General features: G+C 35.3%; 14 protein-coding genes. All 14 read right to left on the bottom strand.

Annotation, left to right across the window (positions count from 1 at the left end; all coding sequences use genetic code 11):
- Positions 1-202: 202 nt before the first annotated feature.
- Positions 203-1,534: a glucarate dehydratase gene (gene gudD / locus CHB72_RS18525; protein WP_089284369.1), complete on the bottom strand. Its 1,332-nt coding sequence runs from the start codon at positions 1,532-1,534 to the stop codon at positions 203-205.
- 37 nt (positions 1,535-1,571) lie between these two features.
- Positions 1,572-2,474 carry a 2-hydroxy-3-oxopropionate reductase gene (garR, locus tag CHB72_RS18530; RefSeq protein WP_278277873.1) on the bottom strand — a complete coding sequence of 301 codons (903 nt, stop codon included), beginning with the start codon at positions 2,472-2,474 and terminating at the stop codon, positions 1,572-1,574.
- 10 nt (positions 2,475-2,484) lie between these two features.
- The gene (locus tag CHB72_RS18535; RefSeq protein WP_089284371.1) at positions 2,485-3,741 is read right to left on the bottom strand and encodes a glycerate kinase type-2 family protein; all 1,257 of its coding nucleotides are present in this window, start codon (positions 3,739-3,741) and stop codon (positions 2,485-2,487) included.
- 32 nt (positions 3,742-3,773) lie between these two features.
- Positions 3,774-4,673, bottom strand: a complete 900-nt coding sequence (dapA, locus tag CHB72_RS18540; protein ID WP_176431470.1) for a 4-hydroxy-tetrahydrodipicolinate synthase — start codon at positions 4,671-4,673, stop codon at positions 3,774-3,776.
- A 137-nt stretch (positions 4,674-4,810) separates the two neighbouring features.
- Positions 4,811-6,340, bottom strand: coding sequence for a galactarate dehydratase (gene garD, locus CHB72_RS18545; protein WP_089284372.1), 1,530 nt, complete (start codon positions 6,338-6,340; stop codon positions 4,811-4,813).
- 160 nt (positions 6,341-6,500) lie between these two features.
- On the bottom strand, positions 6,501-7,511 hold the full coding sequence (locus CHB72_RS18550; protein ID WP_207652601.1) for a tripartite tricarboxylate transporter substrate binding protein: 1,011 nt from the start codon (positions 7,509-7,511) through the stop codon (positions 6,501-6,503).
- Positions 7,512-7,588: 77 nt separating this feature from the next.
- Complete coding sequence (locus CHB72_RS18555) at positions 7,589-8,929, bottom strand: enolase C-terminal domain-like protein (protein WP_089284373.1); 1,341 nt, start codon at positions 8,927-8,929, stop codon at positions 7,589-7,591.
- Between the two features lie 64 nt (positions 8,930-8,993).
- Complete coding sequence (locus CHB72_RS18560) at positions 8,994-10,511, bottom strand: tripartite tricarboxylate transporter permease (RefSeq protein ID WP_089284374.1); 1,518 nt, start codon at positions 10,509-10,511, stop codon at positions 8,994-8,996.
- A gap of 5 nt (positions 10,512-10,516) precedes the next feature.
- Positions 10,517-10,996, bottom strand: a complete 480-nt coding sequence (locus CHB72_RS18565) for a tripartite tricarboxylate transporter TctB family protein (RefSeq protein WP_089284375.1) — start codon at positions 10,994-10,996, stop codon at positions 10,517-10,519.
- Positions 10,997-11,724: 728 nt separating this feature from the next.
- The gene (locus CHB72_RS18570) at positions 11,725-12,864 is read right to left on the bottom strand and encodes a CdaR family transcriptional regulator (RefSeq protein WP_089284376.1); all 1,140 of its coding nucleotides are present in this window, start codon (positions 12,862-12,864) and stop codon (positions 11,725-11,727) included.
- Positions 12,865-12,985: 121 nt separating this feature from the next.
- Positions 12,986-13,186 carry an FCD domain-containing protein gene (locus CHB72_RS18575; protein ID WP_089284412.1) on the bottom strand — a complete coding sequence of 67 codons (201 nt, stop codon included), beginning with the start codon at positions 13,184-13,186 and terminating at the stop codon, positions 12,986-12,988.
- A gap of 5 nt (positions 13,187-13,191) precedes the next feature.
- Complete coding sequence (locus tag CHB72_RS18580; protein ID WP_089284377.1) at positions 13,192-15,084, bottom strand: YgiQ family radical SAM protein; 1,893 nt, start codon at positions 15,082-15,084, stop codon at positions 13,192-13,194.
- A 35-nt stretch (positions 15,085-15,119) separates the two neighbouring features.
- On the bottom strand, positions 15,120-15,383 hold the full coding sequence (locus CHB72_RS18585) for a hypothetical protein (protein WP_089284378.1): 264 nt from the start codon (positions 15,381-15,383) through the stop codon (positions 15,120-15,122).
- A 581-nt stretch (positions 15,384-15,964) separates the two neighbouring features.
- Entirely contained in the window at positions 15,965-17,170 is a 1,206-nt protein-coding gene (locus CHB72_RS18590) for an NAD(P)/FAD-dependent oxidoreductase (protein ID WP_089284379.1), read from the bottom strand.
- Between the last annotated feature and the right edge of the window lie 96 nt (positions 17,171-17,266).

Raw genomic sequence — 17,266 nt, forward strand, 5'->3', positions numbered from 1 at the left:
CTCAAATTGTAGCCGAATTTATTTCGAGGAGGCAGTGCTTGATCTTCCACTTATCGAAGCAAGAGTCTTAACAATACACTGCAGGATAAATCTACTTCTAATTTTTAAAAGGAGATTAAGAACACAAGTCACCTAGTGTATAAATCCAGGTGACTTGTGCTTTCATCATATTTATATTATATATTAAGAGGGCGATTAATAATTATCTAACTAAGCAAGGTCTTTTATTATCAAATTTCCAACCTGGAATTAAGTATTGCATTGCCACTGCATCATCCCGGGCACCTAGACCTTCTTTTAGATATAACTGATGTGCTTTATTAACCTGATCCATATCTATTTCAATACCTAGACCTGGTTTGTTTGGTATTTGAATATGTCCATCTCTAATTAACATAGGTTCCTTTGTTAATCTGTCTGTTCCTTCTTGCCATATCCAATGGGTATCAATCGCTGTAATATCCCCTGGCACAGCTGCTGCTACATGGGTAAACATAGCTAATGATATGTCAAAGTGGTTATTTGAGTGAGACCCCCAAGTTAACCCAAATTCATTACACATTTGTCCTACTCTAACTGATCCTGACATAGTCCAGAAGTGTGGATCTGCTAATGGAATGTCCACCGATTGTAATGCTACTGAATGCTGCATTTGCCTCCAATCAGTTGCTATCATATTTGTTGCAGTAGGCAGGCCCGTAGCTTTTCTAAATTCAGCTAACACCTCACGACCTGAGAATCCGCCTTCAGCACCACATGGATCTTCACAATAGGTTAGAATTCCATGCATATCCTTACATAATTCAATCGCATCCTTTAACAACCATCCACCATTAGGGTCCAGGGTGATTCTTGCCTCAGGGAATCTTTTCTTCAAAGCTTTAATTGCCTTTATTTCTTCAGAACCAGCCAAAACACCGCCCTTAAGCTTAAAGTCCTTAAATCCGTACAATTCCTTAGATGCTTCTGCTAATTTTACGATAGCTTCTGGTGTCATTGCTTCCTCATGACGAATCTTGTACCATTCATTTTCAGCATTTGGATTCCTATAATAAGGAAGTTCTGTTTTATCTGGATTACCAATGTAGAATAAATATCCCAACACTTTTACTGCATCTCTTTGCTGTCCGTCTCCCAATAAAGCAGCTACTGGAACCTCTAAGTATTTACCCAATAAGTCTAATAGAGCAGCTTCAATAGCCGTTACTACATGAATCGTTGTTCGTAAATCGAAGGTTTGTAGACCACGACCTTCAGCGTCCCTATCACTGAAGGTTTTACGAACTACATTCATGACATTTTTATAATTTCCAATGGATTGCCCTATCACATATTTTTTGGCGTCTTCTAGGGTTTGACGGATTTTCTCTCCTCCCGGAACTTCTCCAACACCTTTATTCCCACTGCTATCTGTCATAATTACTATATTTCTTGTAAAATATGGTGCATGTGCTCCACTTAAATTTAACAGCATACTGTCTCGGCCTGCTACAGGTATAACTTGCATTTCAACTATTTTAGGTGTAATTCCCATCTGCATAATCTCCTTACCTTATATTAGTGAAATTATATTATCTAGTTACTTCAATATTGGCTAATTTTTCATAATACTTTACAAGACTTGAATGATCTTCTACGCCACAACCATCTAATTTAATTGCTTGCATCATTTCCATCACTTGAGCTGTTAGTGGCAGCGGAACACCTACACCATGGGAAGTTTCTAGAACATTGTTTAAGTCCTTGATGTGTAGATCAATTCTAAACCCTGGATTAAAGTTTCTATCCATCATCATAGGTGCTTTTGCATCCATAACGGTGCTTCCTGCAAGGCCACCTCTTATTGCTTGATATACTAAATCTGGATCAACCCCTGCTTTTTTAGCAAGTATTAAAGCCTCTGAAACTGCTGAGATGTTAAGAGCCACTACTACTTGATTGCAAAGCTTTGCAACATTTCCAGCACCGCTTTCTCCAACATATACTACTGAAGCAGCCATGGTTTTCATAATATCGTAATATTTATCAAAGACTTCTTTCTTACCACCTACCATAACTGCTAATGTACCATCTATAGCCTTTGGTTCTCCTCCACTTACTGGTGCATCTAATAAATCTACTCCCTTTTCTGCTAACGCTGCATAAATTTCACGACTAGCTAAAGGTGCAATAGAGCTCATATCTATAACAACTGTTCCTGGTTTTGCTCCTTCTATCACCCCATTTTCTCCTAAAACAACTTCTTTAACTTGTGGTGAGTTTGGAAGCATTGTAATGATTACTTCACATCTGCTTGCTAATTCCGAGCTGGATGATGCTGTCTCAGCCCCCATTGCTTTTAATTCTTCTACTGATGCTTTATTTAAATCCAATACCGCTAACTGATACCCCGCCTTAACTAAGTTTTTTGCCATTGGTTTTCCCATTATTCCAAGTCCTATAAATCCTATTTTCATTCTAATTCTCTCCTTTATATATAATTTATTATTTGCATAGCAAAACTACTATGTCATTTACATTTGTTCCTGTTGATCCTGTCATTATCAGATCTCCACTTGCCTTCAATGCATGATAGGAATCATTATTATCTAAATATACTTCTGGTAATATATTGACAGATCTCATTCGTTCTACCGTTGACCCATCTACAATTCCTCCAGCTGCATCTGTTGGTCCATCTGTTCCATCTGAGCCTACAGAAAATATAATAACATCTTCTAGTCCTTCAATACCTGTAGCGGCTGCTAATGCAAGTTCCTGATTTCTGCCACCTTTTCCATTTCCCATTATCCGAACTACAGTTTCTCCTCCAGCAATGATTGCACATGGAGGTTCTAAGAAGGCTTTATTTTTGTTGCCTTCCTTAATTTCTCTCGCTATTGCCGCCATAAATCTACCGGCCTCTTTTGCCTCACAATCTAATGTGGATGATAAAACCACTGGTTTATATCCCAATTTTTCTGCACTGATTGCTGCTGCTTCACATAAAGCACTAACACTTCCTGTAATAATCGTTTCACAATTATCAACAGATTTTGGGGTTTCTATATTTAATATTTCTATTAAATTATCTTCTACCTGCAATTTGTATTTGTTTACTATGTTTAAAGCTTCTTGGGAAGTAGAACTATCTGGATATGCCGGGCCAGAAGCAATAGAGTCTAAACGGTCTCCAATAACATCAGACAAAACAATGGCATATATATTCGCTTTTCCACATTGGGATGCAAACTTGCCTCCCTTTAATGCAGAAAGACGTTTTCTTATTGTGTTGATTTCAACAATATCTGCTCCGCAACCTAAAAGTTGATTGGTAATATCCATAATATCTTCAAGGTCTACTCCATCCATCGGCTTTTCAAATATAGCTGAACCGCCTCCAGATATTAAAAATATTACATGATCCTTTTCAGTTAAGTTTCTAACCAACTCTAAAGCTTTATTTGCACCTCTGATAGAATTTTTATCTGGTATTGGATGTCCCGCCTCTATAATTTCAAAGCCTTCTATAGGTCCCTTTGAATGCTCATATTTTGTAATGATAACACCCTTTAAAGCCTTATCTCCTAGTGCGGTTTTTGTTGCCTTAGCCATATTCCATGCTGCCTTTCCTATAGCTACAACTACTGTATCTCCATCAAATTCCTTTTTTTCTAATGCTTTTATTACGGCTGCTTCTGGCAATACGGCTTTTATAGATTCTTCAATAATGATCAAAGCATCGTCTCTAACAATATTCATATGTGTGCACCTACCTTGTTTAAATGCTACAGCTATTTTATTAAACCCAACTCACTAAGAACTTTTTTAAGTGCTTCAAGTTTTTCTTCGCTACAATGATCAATTGGTTTAACTGGATGGCCAACATTTACACCGATTAAATTCAAGCAGTCCTTCATTACAACTGGAAAACTTCCATAGTTATAGGTGTTTCTTAATGGAACTAATCGATATTGTGCCTCCATCGCTGCTACATAGTCTCCTGCCATATATTTCTCATAAATGTCTGCTACTAATCTTGGGGCTACGTTTGCCGTCCCTGCCACGCAGCCTACTCCCCCATATGCCAATGTTGCATAGATAAAATAATCTGAACCACTAAGCACCTTAAAATTCGGGTTATCTTTTGTTACCCGTATATATTCGATGGTCTGGGCAAAGTCTAAGGAAGTGTTTTTGATTCCTACAATATTTTCTATTTTAGCTAGCTTTTCTAATAATGCAACCGAAATATTATTTGTTGTTTTACCAGGATTATTATATAAAAGTACTGGTAGATTGGTAGCTTTAGCAATCGCTTCAAAATGATGATACATTTCCTCTTCATTCGGCTGAATAAACATTGGCGTTAGTACTGTTAATGCATCAGCGCCTACTTCTTCTGCCATCTTAGCCAGTTTGATGCATTCCTTTGTTGTAATAGCACTGGCCCCTGCATATACTGGCACTCTTCCATTTACGTGCTTTACAGTTATCTCCACAGCCTTTTTTTGATTTTCAAAGTCGAAGGCATAAAATTCACCATTGCTTCCAAGTACAAAAACACCGTGAACCCCTCCCTCAAGAACATAATCTATAACATTTTTAAGGCCTTGTTCATCAACATTTTCTTCTGCATCAACTGGTGTAACTATGGGAGGAATAACTCCTTTTAAATCCTTAATATTTAACATCTCAAACCTCCATCGTAAATAAATGATAGCTATCCATTTAATTTGTTATACTACTTATATTTTAAAATACCCACACTGCCTTTACCATGTTTCATTTGTATTAAATCACTGGATTTTATTGTACATAGCATACAACTCTATGTGACTGGTGCTGGATTGAATAGGCATAATGCATTTTCAATGCCCCAATAATCAGCCCAAGCTTTTTTATTTCCACTTGCAATGTCAAGTATTAGTTGAAATATTTCCTGTCCAACGTCTTCTATCGTTGCTTCTCCTGTAGCAATTTTGCCTGCATCAACATCAATTAAATCCTTCCATTTATGTGCCAACGCTGTACGACTTGAGACTTTAATAACTGGCGCCATCGCTAACCCATAAGTGGTTCCTCTTCCAGTTGTAAATACTTGTAGTGTAATACCTGATGCTAATTGGCAGGTTCCACATACAAAATCACTTGCTGGCGTAGCTGCATATATCAAACCTTTTTTCCTTGCCTTTTCACCAGGGGATAAAACATCTACAATAGCACTGCTCCCTGATTTTGCAATAGAGCCTAGGGATTTTTCAACAATATTTGCTAGCCCACCTTGTTTATTTCCAGGAGTTGGGTTTGCATCTCTATCCACACTTCCTAAATCTAAGTAATGATCATACCAAGCCATCTCGTGTTTTAATTTTTCCCCTACTTGCTCATCTACGGTTCTTGGGGTTAAAAGATGAACTCCATCTCTAACTTCTGAAACCTCTGAAAATAAAACGGTAGCCCCAGCTCTAACCAATAAATCCGCTGCATACCCCACTGCTGGATTTGCGGTAACACCTGAAAGTGCATCACTGCCTCCACATTGAAGACCTATTACAAGATCAGATGCAGAACATCTCTCTCTGACTCTTTTGTTTAAACGCTCTAAGCGCTCCTGTGCACTTTCTACTATCTTCTCGATCATCGTTTCAAACCCGAATTCATCCTGAAGTATTACAACATTTTCTTCCTTTATACTTGGAAAAAGCCTATTAGGCAAAAGCTTTTCACAACCTAAGCTTACTATTAACAGCTCTCCGCCAAAATTTGGGTGCACAGCAAGATTTTGTAGGGTTCTAATAGGTATGATTGCCTCTGGGGCATTAATAGCTACACCACATCCATAACTATGATTAATTGGTACAACACCATCAACATTTGGATAATTAGGCAATAATTCTTTTCTAATTTTATCTACAGCAATATTCAATACACCTTCCACGCATTGCACACTTGTGGTTATTCCTAATATATTTTTTGTTCCAACGCTTCCATCGTCGTTGCGGTACCCTAAAAAAGTATATCCTTGTAATGGCGGCATTGGTGCTGGAACTTTTGTAGCTACAGGAAGATCCTCTAGCACTGGAGCCCCAGGTAATTTTACTTTATGCTCATCTATCCAACTTCCTTTGGGGATATTTTCCTTTGCATAGCCTATCACTTCCCCATACCGAATTATTTCATCCCCTGCTTTGAAGTCTATCAAAGCAATTTTATGGCTTTGGGGAATATGTTCAACAGCTGTAAGATCATCTGATATAACTGTCCCTGCAGCTACTCCTTCAGCACTAACAACTATTTCTACATTGTCTTTAGAATTTACTTTTATCAATAATGGTTTTTGTGAGTTTTCATTTTTCATATTATACTCCTTATCTATGCCCACGAACTTTTTTATAAAAATACTGGCTACATAATATATTTAACCTAATCCATTAGAGTTTATATTATAAATAGCCAGTATTATGGACTTGATAGTATACTAATATTTCCTAAAGCTATTTCTTAAAATACAGTCAATCTTATCGTAATAAATCTGCATAGTTCATATAATCATCACGTAATTCTTTTAAAAGAGCAGTTGCATCTTCGCTGTTGAAGAAAGTTATAGGTTGTTTATAAGTGTTTTCCAATTCTTGAGCATATGATTTATTGTTTGATGTGATGTCTTCCATAACCTTAACTATTTGAGCAATTAATTGAGCATCTGTTCCTTTAGGATATGCAGCAATATACGGTTTGTCCATTGCAAAATCATAACCTTGCTCTACAATTGTAGGAATATCTCCTAGTAATTCATTACGTGTTGCACTAACCTGTCCAATAATCACCATATCTCCAGTTGTAACATAGTCTTGAACTGCTCCATAAGCGATGGACATAAGATCTATTCTTCCACCTAAAAGATTGGTGATTTTTTCAGCTGCAGGCCCAACATCAACCACATTTAAATCTGTTCCAGTTAAATCACCATAAATAAGTCCTTGAAGATGTGTGTATCCACCTAGTTCTGAACCATAAACTATAGGTTTGCTTTTTGATGCTTCAGCAAGATCAGCTACTGAAGTTATTCCTGAGTCAGCACTAACAACGAAAACTGTACTTTTGTCAACAGCTGGAACAGCAACTATATCAAAATCCTCTACTCCATAATCCGCAAGGCCAGCTACTTCATTTACAAGTAATTGTCCAGTATGTCCAAAGAACATAACGCTTCCATCAGGTCTTGATTCTTTAACGTGGGATGTTGCTATGGTACCACCACCACCAGTCATATTGGTAACTATCATTGTTACACCTGTAGCTTCTTCAAAATATTTTGCCATGGTACGAGCATTAAAGTCTGTATCTCCACCAGCACTAGCAGGTACAATTAATTCGATTGTTTTAACTGGCCACTTATAACCTGCATCTCCATTTGTTGCTTCTAATGGTTCTTCGCTTGATGTATCCTCTGTTTTACTTGGTGCACATGCTGCTAATGATGCTATTAACAAAACAAATACTAGCATTAATGCTAATTTCTTCTTCATAGCTATCTCTCCTTTAATTTTAGATTTTTTTATTTAAGTATTCTTTTTTGAGAATACATTAAATCTTTTTTCATAATTTACCTAACTAAACAAGGTTTTTTGCTATCGAATTTCCAATTAGAAATTAGATGTTGCATTGCTATTGCATCATTTCTATCTCCTGAATCTAGCTTCTTGTATAATTCATGAGCTTCCATTACTTTATCCATATCAATCTCAAGACCTAAGCCTGTTTTTTTGGGCATCGTTATATAACCATCTTTAATCTCCATAGGATTTTTCGTTAGGTATTGACCGTCCTGCCAGATCCAATGTGTATCCATTGCTGTAATTTCTCCCGGTGCAGCTGCTGCACAGTGGGCAAATATCGCTAAAGAAATATCAAAATGATTATTTGAATGGGAACCCCATGTCATTCCCCAATCATTACAAACTTGAGCTACTCTTACGGAACCACTCATTGTCCAAAAGTGTGGATCAGCCAAAGGTATATCTACAGCTTTTGAAATGATACAATGATGGAATTGCCTCCAGTCAGTTGCTATCATATTTGTTGCTGTTTGTAATCCAGTTGCCATTTTAAATTCAGACATAATTTCTCTACCTGAGTAACCTTTTTCTGGACCGCATGGATCTTCTGCATAAGATAATACGCCTTTTAAGCCTTTGCACAGATGAATCGCTTCCTTTAATGACCAAGCTCCATTAGGATCTATGTTAATACGGGCATCAGGAAAAGCTTTTGACAATGCTATAATGGCATCGATTTCTTTTTCTCCTTCTAAAACACCTCCTTTTAATTTAAAATCCTTAAAGCCATATCGCTCTTTTGCAGCATGTGCTTGCTCAACAATAGCTTCTTTTGTTAGAGCACCATTTCTTCTATTTCTAAACCATCTGTCCGAACGATTACTTTCATCCAAATAAGGTAAATTGATTTTATTTTTATCTGCAATATAGAATAAATAACCTAGTATCAATATTTTATCTCTTTGTACACCGTCTCCTAGTAGTGCTGCAACTGGTAAGTTCATAAACTTTCCTAATAAGTCCAACAAAGCACATTCCACTGCTGTTTCAGCATGTACAACAAATTTTAAGTTTTTTAGGTCCAAGCCTTGCAATCCTTCACTATTATCATCACCATGCTTACCGTTCCTTAAGGTATTAATGATGCTTTTATAATCACCAATTTCTTTTCCTATAACAAATGGCTTATAATTTTCTAATGCTTTAGTAATATCATCTCCTCCATGAACTTCTCCTAAGCCCACATTACCGGAGTTGTCTGTTAATATCACAATATTTCGGGTGAAGAAAGGTCCGTGACACCCACTCAAGGTTAATAAGGCACTGTCATAACCAGCCACTGGTATCACTTTCATATCGGTAATAATTGGTGTTCCCTGATTCTTCATAATCCGCCCCCTCATGTTTCCTAATTTATACTATTTCTTTTTTGCCTTCTTTGTCGTAGGACAGTTAACTTAAGTTACTAACACAAATCTGCTTTTTTTTCTCACGATAACTACCGAAGACTGTCCATAAAATAGATCCAACCGCCAATAAGAGGAATAGTCCTGATATCGGATTTGCGATAAATCCACGAAATTCACCATTTGAAAGCATAAGCCCTCTTCTAAAATTTGTTTCGGCCATTGGCCCAAGAATAAAGCCCATAATGAACGGAGCGTTTGGTACATCAAATCTATAAAACATATAGCCCAACAGACCAAATAGTACGATTGTCCATACATCAAATACACGACTATTAATTCCAAAAGCACCTACAACACATAAGACAAATATTATTGGTAGTAACAAATGTTTTGGTACATTCAACAATCTTGTAAATATTCTTAAACCATAGAATTCAAGAACAAGCATTGCAATAGCTGCAACAAACATAGCAATAAAAATTGTATATACTAATACTGAATTGTTGATAAAAAGTAATGGACCTGGCTGAATACCATGAATCATGAAACCACCTAATAATATGGCTGTAACAGCATCTCCAGGTATACCTAAGGTCATAAGTGGAATTAATGCTCCTCCTATACCTGCATTGTTAGATGTTTCCGAAGCAACGATACCGTCAATAATACCTGTTCCATATAATTCTCCGCGTTTTGATCTTTTCTTTGATACTGTATAAGCAACAATATTGGAGGTTCCTGAACCAATACCAGGAAGAATCCCTATTGCTATACCTACTATAGCTGATAAAATTCCATTGGGTACCTGGTCCTTGAATTCCTTTAAGGAAAATCCAAAGCCCTTAATTTTCTTCATACTAACTTGAGCAACCTTCATTTCATTTTTTTGTTTAGCTTTTTCAGCTGTCTTTATAACTTCTGATATTGCAAATAAACCTATTAAAACTGTCAGTGTTGTAAATCCGGCTTTAAGCTGAGTTGTTCCAAATGTATATCTAATGGTAGCATCAACAGGCGCTATCCCTACCGTTGCAAATGCAAACCCTAACACTCCTGCAAAAATTCCTTTTACCATTGATTTACAAGATAATGTAGCAATTAATGTTAAAGAAAATACAGCTATAGCAAAGTATTCATGAGGTCCGAATTTAATTGCTATACTGGCTAACTTCGGTGCTATTAACATTAATGCTAAAACACTTACGATTGTACCTAAAAATGAAAATACAATGCCAACGCCTAAAGCCTTTGGTCCTTCACCTTTATCCAACATCGGATGCCCATCAAAACATGTTGCAACAGAACTAGGTGTTCCTGGAATTTTCAACAAAATTGCTGAAATAAGTCCCCCTGAAGTTGCGCCTATATAAAGTGCCATGAGAATTGAAATTCCCACTCCAGGATCCATTCCATAGGTAACTGGCAAAAACAAAGCTACCGCCATAACCGCTGTAAGACCTGGTACTGCTCCAAATACGATACCTACAGCAACTCCAATTATTATGAAAATTAAAGTTTGTAGTGCAAATACCGCCTGCGCCGCTTGCAAAATATCTGCCATGTTGTCTACCTCCCTAATCTCAGTATGCCTTCTGGTAACATGAGGTGTAATCCATTTCTAAAGGAAAAATAAATTAACACTGTAGCTACAACAGAAATAGTTATATACTGTACATAGTTTATTTTTGTTCCAACTGGTGTTAATAGAATGAATCCTAAAACTAAAAACACTGCTGTACAGATTAGAAAACCTATGGGTTGTAAAAAAGCAATATATATAACTATAAGTGCAATAATCTTTATTACTGTCAAGTGGTCTAAATTTTCTGCTACATATTCTTCTTCTTTAAACTTCTTGCTTGCTTTTATGCCTGCACTCAATTGTAATATTCCTAGCACCCCCATGAATGCTGATAATATATATGGAATAAATGTTGCATCGATTGTATCTTTACGTGGTAATTGTATTGTTAGTATAAAATAAAATATTCCAAAGGCTAAAATTAAGAGGCCAAATATTAGCTCTGAATATTTTTTTAGTTTCATAATCTTACCCCCTCAATTGATATTTTTCTAATGATGATGCTACTACACTATCCTCCTTCTTGCTGTATAATTTATAATATTCTAAAGTCTTAATCAATTCATTTAATCTGCTATACTAGCAAATCTTCAGCTCATTATGTTAACCTCTCCTAAAAACTGGAAAGTACTTATATCCAGAAGGATAACGTATTCCTAAATTCGTTATCCAATATATTATCAAAGAAATCAATAATTATAAAGATTTTATTGTTGTATCCTATACCCTAACTCAGTATATTTACTAGAAATATGCTTTAATATATACCAACAATCTAGAGATATCAACGTTTTCATCTTCAACGATACTGAAATAATTACCATGGACATCGTTTTCAGCCAGCTACAAGTTGAAGTTATGTACTTGCCTACTAAGATTATAATCTGTCTACTGTTCCACCATTTGTCTTATTAAAATGCTATAATCGCTTAATACAATTGTAAGGTCTTTATCAATTTTTTAACATGTTCTTAATATATTAAAAAAAACAAAATAGTTGTACTTTTTGTACAACTATTTTGTTTGAAAATATATTTACTCTAAAAATACTTTTTAAGTTTATAACGATTCTTTATTCTTCTGAATGATATAAGCTGTTGCCTCATATATAGATATATGATTAGAATTTTTAATACACTAAGGGCTACATCTATACTCCTTGGATGTGCCTCATCCTTTACATCCTTCTGATTTATTTACGATTAAAATAATAGGCTAATTCATTAAGAAACTCTCTATCTGCTGCATTTGCTATTGGATCAATATTCAATACATCCTTTATCTTATTCAGCCGAAAAAGCAATGTATTTCTATGAATATATAAAACTTTAGCACTACTTACTATGTTGTAATTGTTTTTTCTTAAGACTTCTACAGTTTCGGAAATTTGGTTTTTATCTTCTTCACTAAACAGAGTATCATATACACTGAAAATATTATCATATACTTTTATAGTGGCAAGTTTCCTATAATACTCCAAAATGTAATCATTAAAAAAATAAATTCCATTTTTTTCTTTTATTTGCAATCCTAATTGTTGCGCATGAATATATGATCCTCTATATTTACTGATATTCTCTTGTAACGTTCCTATGAAAAAACTAAATTTATTAGCATCATATTCATCTGGAAGCTTTTTTATAAAATCATTTAAATATTCCTCTATTATATATCTATAATCTTTAATAGCCTCTGCAAGCTTAATATTCATATTTTTAAACATAATAATATCATCATTTCTTGCTATTGTTATAATATCCTCATAGGAATACCCATCGACATCTGTCAAGGCTTGTACAAATTTTTTAGGATCATGATCGAGATCATACTTGATAATAATGCAAACCCTTAATGAATCTTTGCTAATACCAAGATCCTCCGCCATACTATTTGCTACAGACATATCTACATTTTCCTCAAATAGCAAGTAATATAAAAACTGTTCTGTTTTATTCCTTCTTCGACGTTCTCCCTCCATATGAATTTCATACTCTAACATTGCCTCCATGAAAGTTTTAAGCATATCAGCAAATATCTGAACGGTATCAGGATTTCCCGATATACCTATAACACCAACATGCTTATTTTTATAATCAACAAACAAATTAACTCCAAGCTTTGTACCTAAATATTTTTGATTTTCTTTTACAATTCCAGTATCAAGTGTTCCATTTAACATATTGTAGGCAACCTCATGAAAATCTCCCACTCTTGAAGCATCTTTACTGGCAATAATGATACCTTTATCATTCATAATATTTATGTTATATTCAAAATATGCTGCAGTCTTATCAATGAATTTTTGTGCTAACGCGGGCTCTAAAATTGACATAGGACACCTTCCCCTCAACAAAACATTTATTCTCTACATTTTATAAAGAATCTATTTTTTTGTCAAACCAAGAGAAAGGTGCATAGCTTTTTAATGAAATTATATATTGAGGGATTGTACTTCAAATTTTTTCCTTTTCATCACACAATCTTCCTAACCTTTCTATGTCATCCGGCTTTGCGTTTTGCGCAGCAAGAGATGCGATTTGGGGTTCTAGCATCAAACGTATCTGCATCAAATCTGATGCCAGTTTATGCTTGTCCTTTACTAGTGAGAATCCTAAAGGATCCTCCACCACCCCCATCTTTTCTATGTTAGACATGTTTTTCACCTACTTCTCCTGCTGCTATTTTTTGTTTTCCTATTTTTTTGTGTTCCTTTACTACTGTTTTTTACTTTATTAGATTTATATGAATTTGCCTCTTGTCTAGGTCTTATCAGACAATTTTTACCAAAACCAATCAAATCGGTTCTACCGGCTTTAACAAGAGCTTCATAAACTAAATGATAGTTTTTGGGGTTGCGATATTGAATCAAGGCTCTTTGCATAGCCTTTTCATGAGATGATTTAGGCACATATACCTTCTTCATCGTCCTTGGGTCTAGCTCTGTATAATACATACATGTAGATAATGTACCTGGTGTTGGATAAAAGTCCTGAACCTGCTCAGGCATATGTCCTAAATCTCTAAGATATTCTGCAAGCTCAATAGCTTCCTTTAAAGTTGATCCCGGATGGCTTGACATAAGATAGGGAATAAGAAATTGCTTCAACCCTAGGTCTTCATTTATTTTATGATATTTTTTTACAAATCTATCGTATACTTCTTTTTGTGGTTTCCCCATTTTCTCTAGCACCTCAGAAGATATATGTTCTGGAGCTACCTTAAGCTGTCCACTGATATGATGTTCGCATAATTCTTTAAAAAATCCATCATCCTTATCATGAATAAGATAATCATATCTTAATCCTGACCGGATAAATACTTTTTTAACATTTGGAAGTTTCCTTAACTTTCTCAAGAGTTTTAGATAATCCTTATGATCTATCTTAAGTTGACTACATGGATTTGGAAATAAGCATTGTTTATTCGTGCAAACTCCATACTTTTCTTGCTTTTCACAAGCCCTGTTACGGAAATTTGCAGTAGGTCCACCCACATCATGGATATATCCCTTAAAATCAGGTTCTGTCACAAACTTTTCTGCCTCAGATAAGATAGACTCATGACTTCTTGACTGTACTACCCTTCCTTGGTGAAAGGTAATCGCACAGAAGTTACAGTTCCCAAAGCAGCCTCTATTGCTTATTAAGCTAAACTTTACTTCCTTTATAGCTGGTATGCCTCCCTTTTCCTCATATATAGGATGATAGGTCCTCCTATAGGGAAGCGCATATATGTTGTCTAATTCAGATGGAATCATGGGCTCGTGAGGAGGATTTTGCACTACATAATAGCTACCATAGGGTTCCACCAAAGGCTTTCCTACAATAGCATCCATGTTGTTATATTGGATCATAAAACTCTCTGCAAACTTTTCCTTGGACTCAAGTATTTCGTCATAATAAGGTAAAAACAAAGGCTTATATGGCCTTTCTCTATCTTTAGTTTTATATACAGTGCCTTTGATAAATGTTATTTCCTCTATTGGTAACCCACTTTCTAAAGCCTCTGCTATTTCTATGATCTGACGTTCTCCCATGCCATAGACGATTAAGTCAGCTTTGGCATCTAAAAGTATCGACTTTCTTACTTTGTTAGACCAATAGTCATAGTGGGCAAATCTCCTTAGGCTTGCCTCTATTCCACCTAAAATGATAGGAACATTTTTATAGACCTCTTTAATTCTATTGGAATATACTATAGAAGCTCTATCAGGTCTGTATCCCGCTTTCCCACCTGGTGAATAAAGATCGTCATTTCTCTTCTTTTTCGCTACAGTATAATGATTTACCATAGAATCTATATTGCCAGCAGTAACTAAAAAGCCAAGCCTAGGTTTTCCAAGAAGTTTAAAATCCTCAGCATGCTGCCATGATGGCTGAGGCATAATACCCACCTTATACCCTCTGTTTTCTAGTACTCTCCCTATGACTGCTGTTCCAAAGGAAGGGTGATCCACATAGGCATCCCCAGAAACAAGGACAAAGTCCAGCTTTTCCCAGCCTCTTTCCTTCATATCATTTTTATTTATAGGCAAAAACTTTGTCACGTCCATCATTCCTTCAATATTATCTATTTTTAATGTTTTTATTACCCATGTAACTTTTTAATTTGTTTTTTTATATATTCTATATCATAAGAAATAAAATCCTTTTTCCCATTTACGATTACAGCTTGAAGATCAACTCTATGTTTAATCGTTAGATACTTTTTTTCTTCTTCATCGTTCACATTATCGCTATAACTATCATAATTTTCATATTTCCATTGTCTTCCCTCTTGATAAATAACAAAGTTTAAAATACCTTTTTCCAAATCCTCTTGTAATTCCTCAGCTAATTCTTGCAACCTCATTTAACATCCTCCTTATCATTGATAACAACCTATCTATCTAGTTCTATTTAGCTAATAAATATTGTAGCGCAATGAAATTTTTAACCTTGAAACTTTTAACTTCTCATCTAATTTTCCCTATATAGAGATATACGTTTATAAATTTTCATACACTAAGGGCTACATTTGCAGTCCTTGGCTAGGTTTTTTAGCCAAGGGCGAAACCGTAGACCGTGTGTATGAAAATTTAGATATACAGGCGTATATGTATATTATCATTCGCCAGCAAAATTTTTTTTCCTTCTCCTGCTTTACCATCTTCAACTATACTCTATCTTTTTATTCTTCTCAATATTATATAGCATATTCTCATTACAATCTTTTCACTTGCTATACTTGATGCTTCTCTAGTTGGAATTCATCAGAATTTTTATATGATGTACCAATACATATAAGTACTTCGCTTGGTTTTTAGTAACTACATCTCTTTTTATAACACCAAAATGCCTGTATCCGAAAATACAGGCATTTTTAATGTAGTCTATTATGGTATTTCATATTTGGGTTCATCTTAATTAGTACTATTCTTTTATCTCTCTCGGTTATACTCTCTCTATTATTTCCTTTGCACCTAAACCCTGCTCTATCTGTTGTCCTAAATCCTTATTACTATTCACAAGCTTCTTCACTTTGACAACCTTCGACATATCTCCCATCACCACAGCCCCAGTTAATTGCCCCTGTGTTATGTATAGTTTATAATGGGCTTTCTTTTCTTCATCTGTAGTTTCTAATATATTATCAAAATCCTTAATATTACCTATTGAAAAAACCGAAAACCCTCCAATATTTAGAAGTGTATTAGGTTCGATTGCCTCATAGGTTAAGTTTCCACCAGCCATATTTTCTCCCGCAATCTTCCCTTGATCGTTAGCTACTCCCCACAAACCCATAACTGAACTCTTAAATTCCGTTACATCTCCAGCAGCATAGATGTTTTCTATATTAGTTTTCATAGATGTATCTATTCTAATACCTTTATCAAAATCAATCGTTGTGTCCTGAACTAAATCTAAATTTGGTCTTATTCCTGCTGAAAAGAGAACAGCATCTGTTTTTACTACGCTTCCGTCCTGCAATTGAACCCCATTCACTTTACCCTCTCCCAAAATCTTTTGTGTTCCTACTCCTAAATAGAAATTTAGGCCTTTCTTTTCCAATTCATTTGTAAATACATGGGCTGTTTGTTCATCTAGCTGCCGTGGCAAAAGATACGGAAAAAACTCTATGACATTCACTGTTTTCCCTAGCTCTTTGACAGCCCAAGCCGCTTCAAGACCTAAAAGTCCCCCACCAATTACTGTGATCGTCTCGCACCCTTTTAAAAACGATTGTAGATGTTTTAAATCCTTCAAGGTTCTTAAGGCAAAGACCCCATCCGTGTTATTTCCTTGTATTGGTGGAATAAAAGGATGGCTTCCTGTTGCCAGCAATAGTTTATCATAGGCAATACTACTTCCATCATCTAATTTGATGGTGTTCGAAAGAATTTCTAGCTTTTTAACATTTTTATCCAACAGTACATTTATTCTTCGCTCTTCATACCAAGCTGCATTATGAATCAGCAACTCCTGTTCCGTAAAAGTTTTACTAATGTAGTGGGAAAGCTTCACTCTGTAATAAGGTAAATAGTCTTCGGCACCGACAATAGTAATTTCACCTAAAGCATCTTTTTTTCTAATAGCTTCTGCAGCAGATAATCCCGCGATCCCACTACCAATAATCACATAATGATTTTTTTCTTTCATTTTTAATGTCACTCCCTTTTCTAATGAAATTTACTAATTAATATACTAACAATATCATACCCATCTATTGGAAATTCAATCTTTAAAATATAGTTA

Origin of the sequence: Anaerovirgula multivorans (assembly GCF_900188145.1) — a bacterium.
GTDB lineage: Bacteria > Bacillota > Clostridia > Peptostreptococcales > Natronincolaceae > Anaerovirgula > Anaerovirgula multivorans.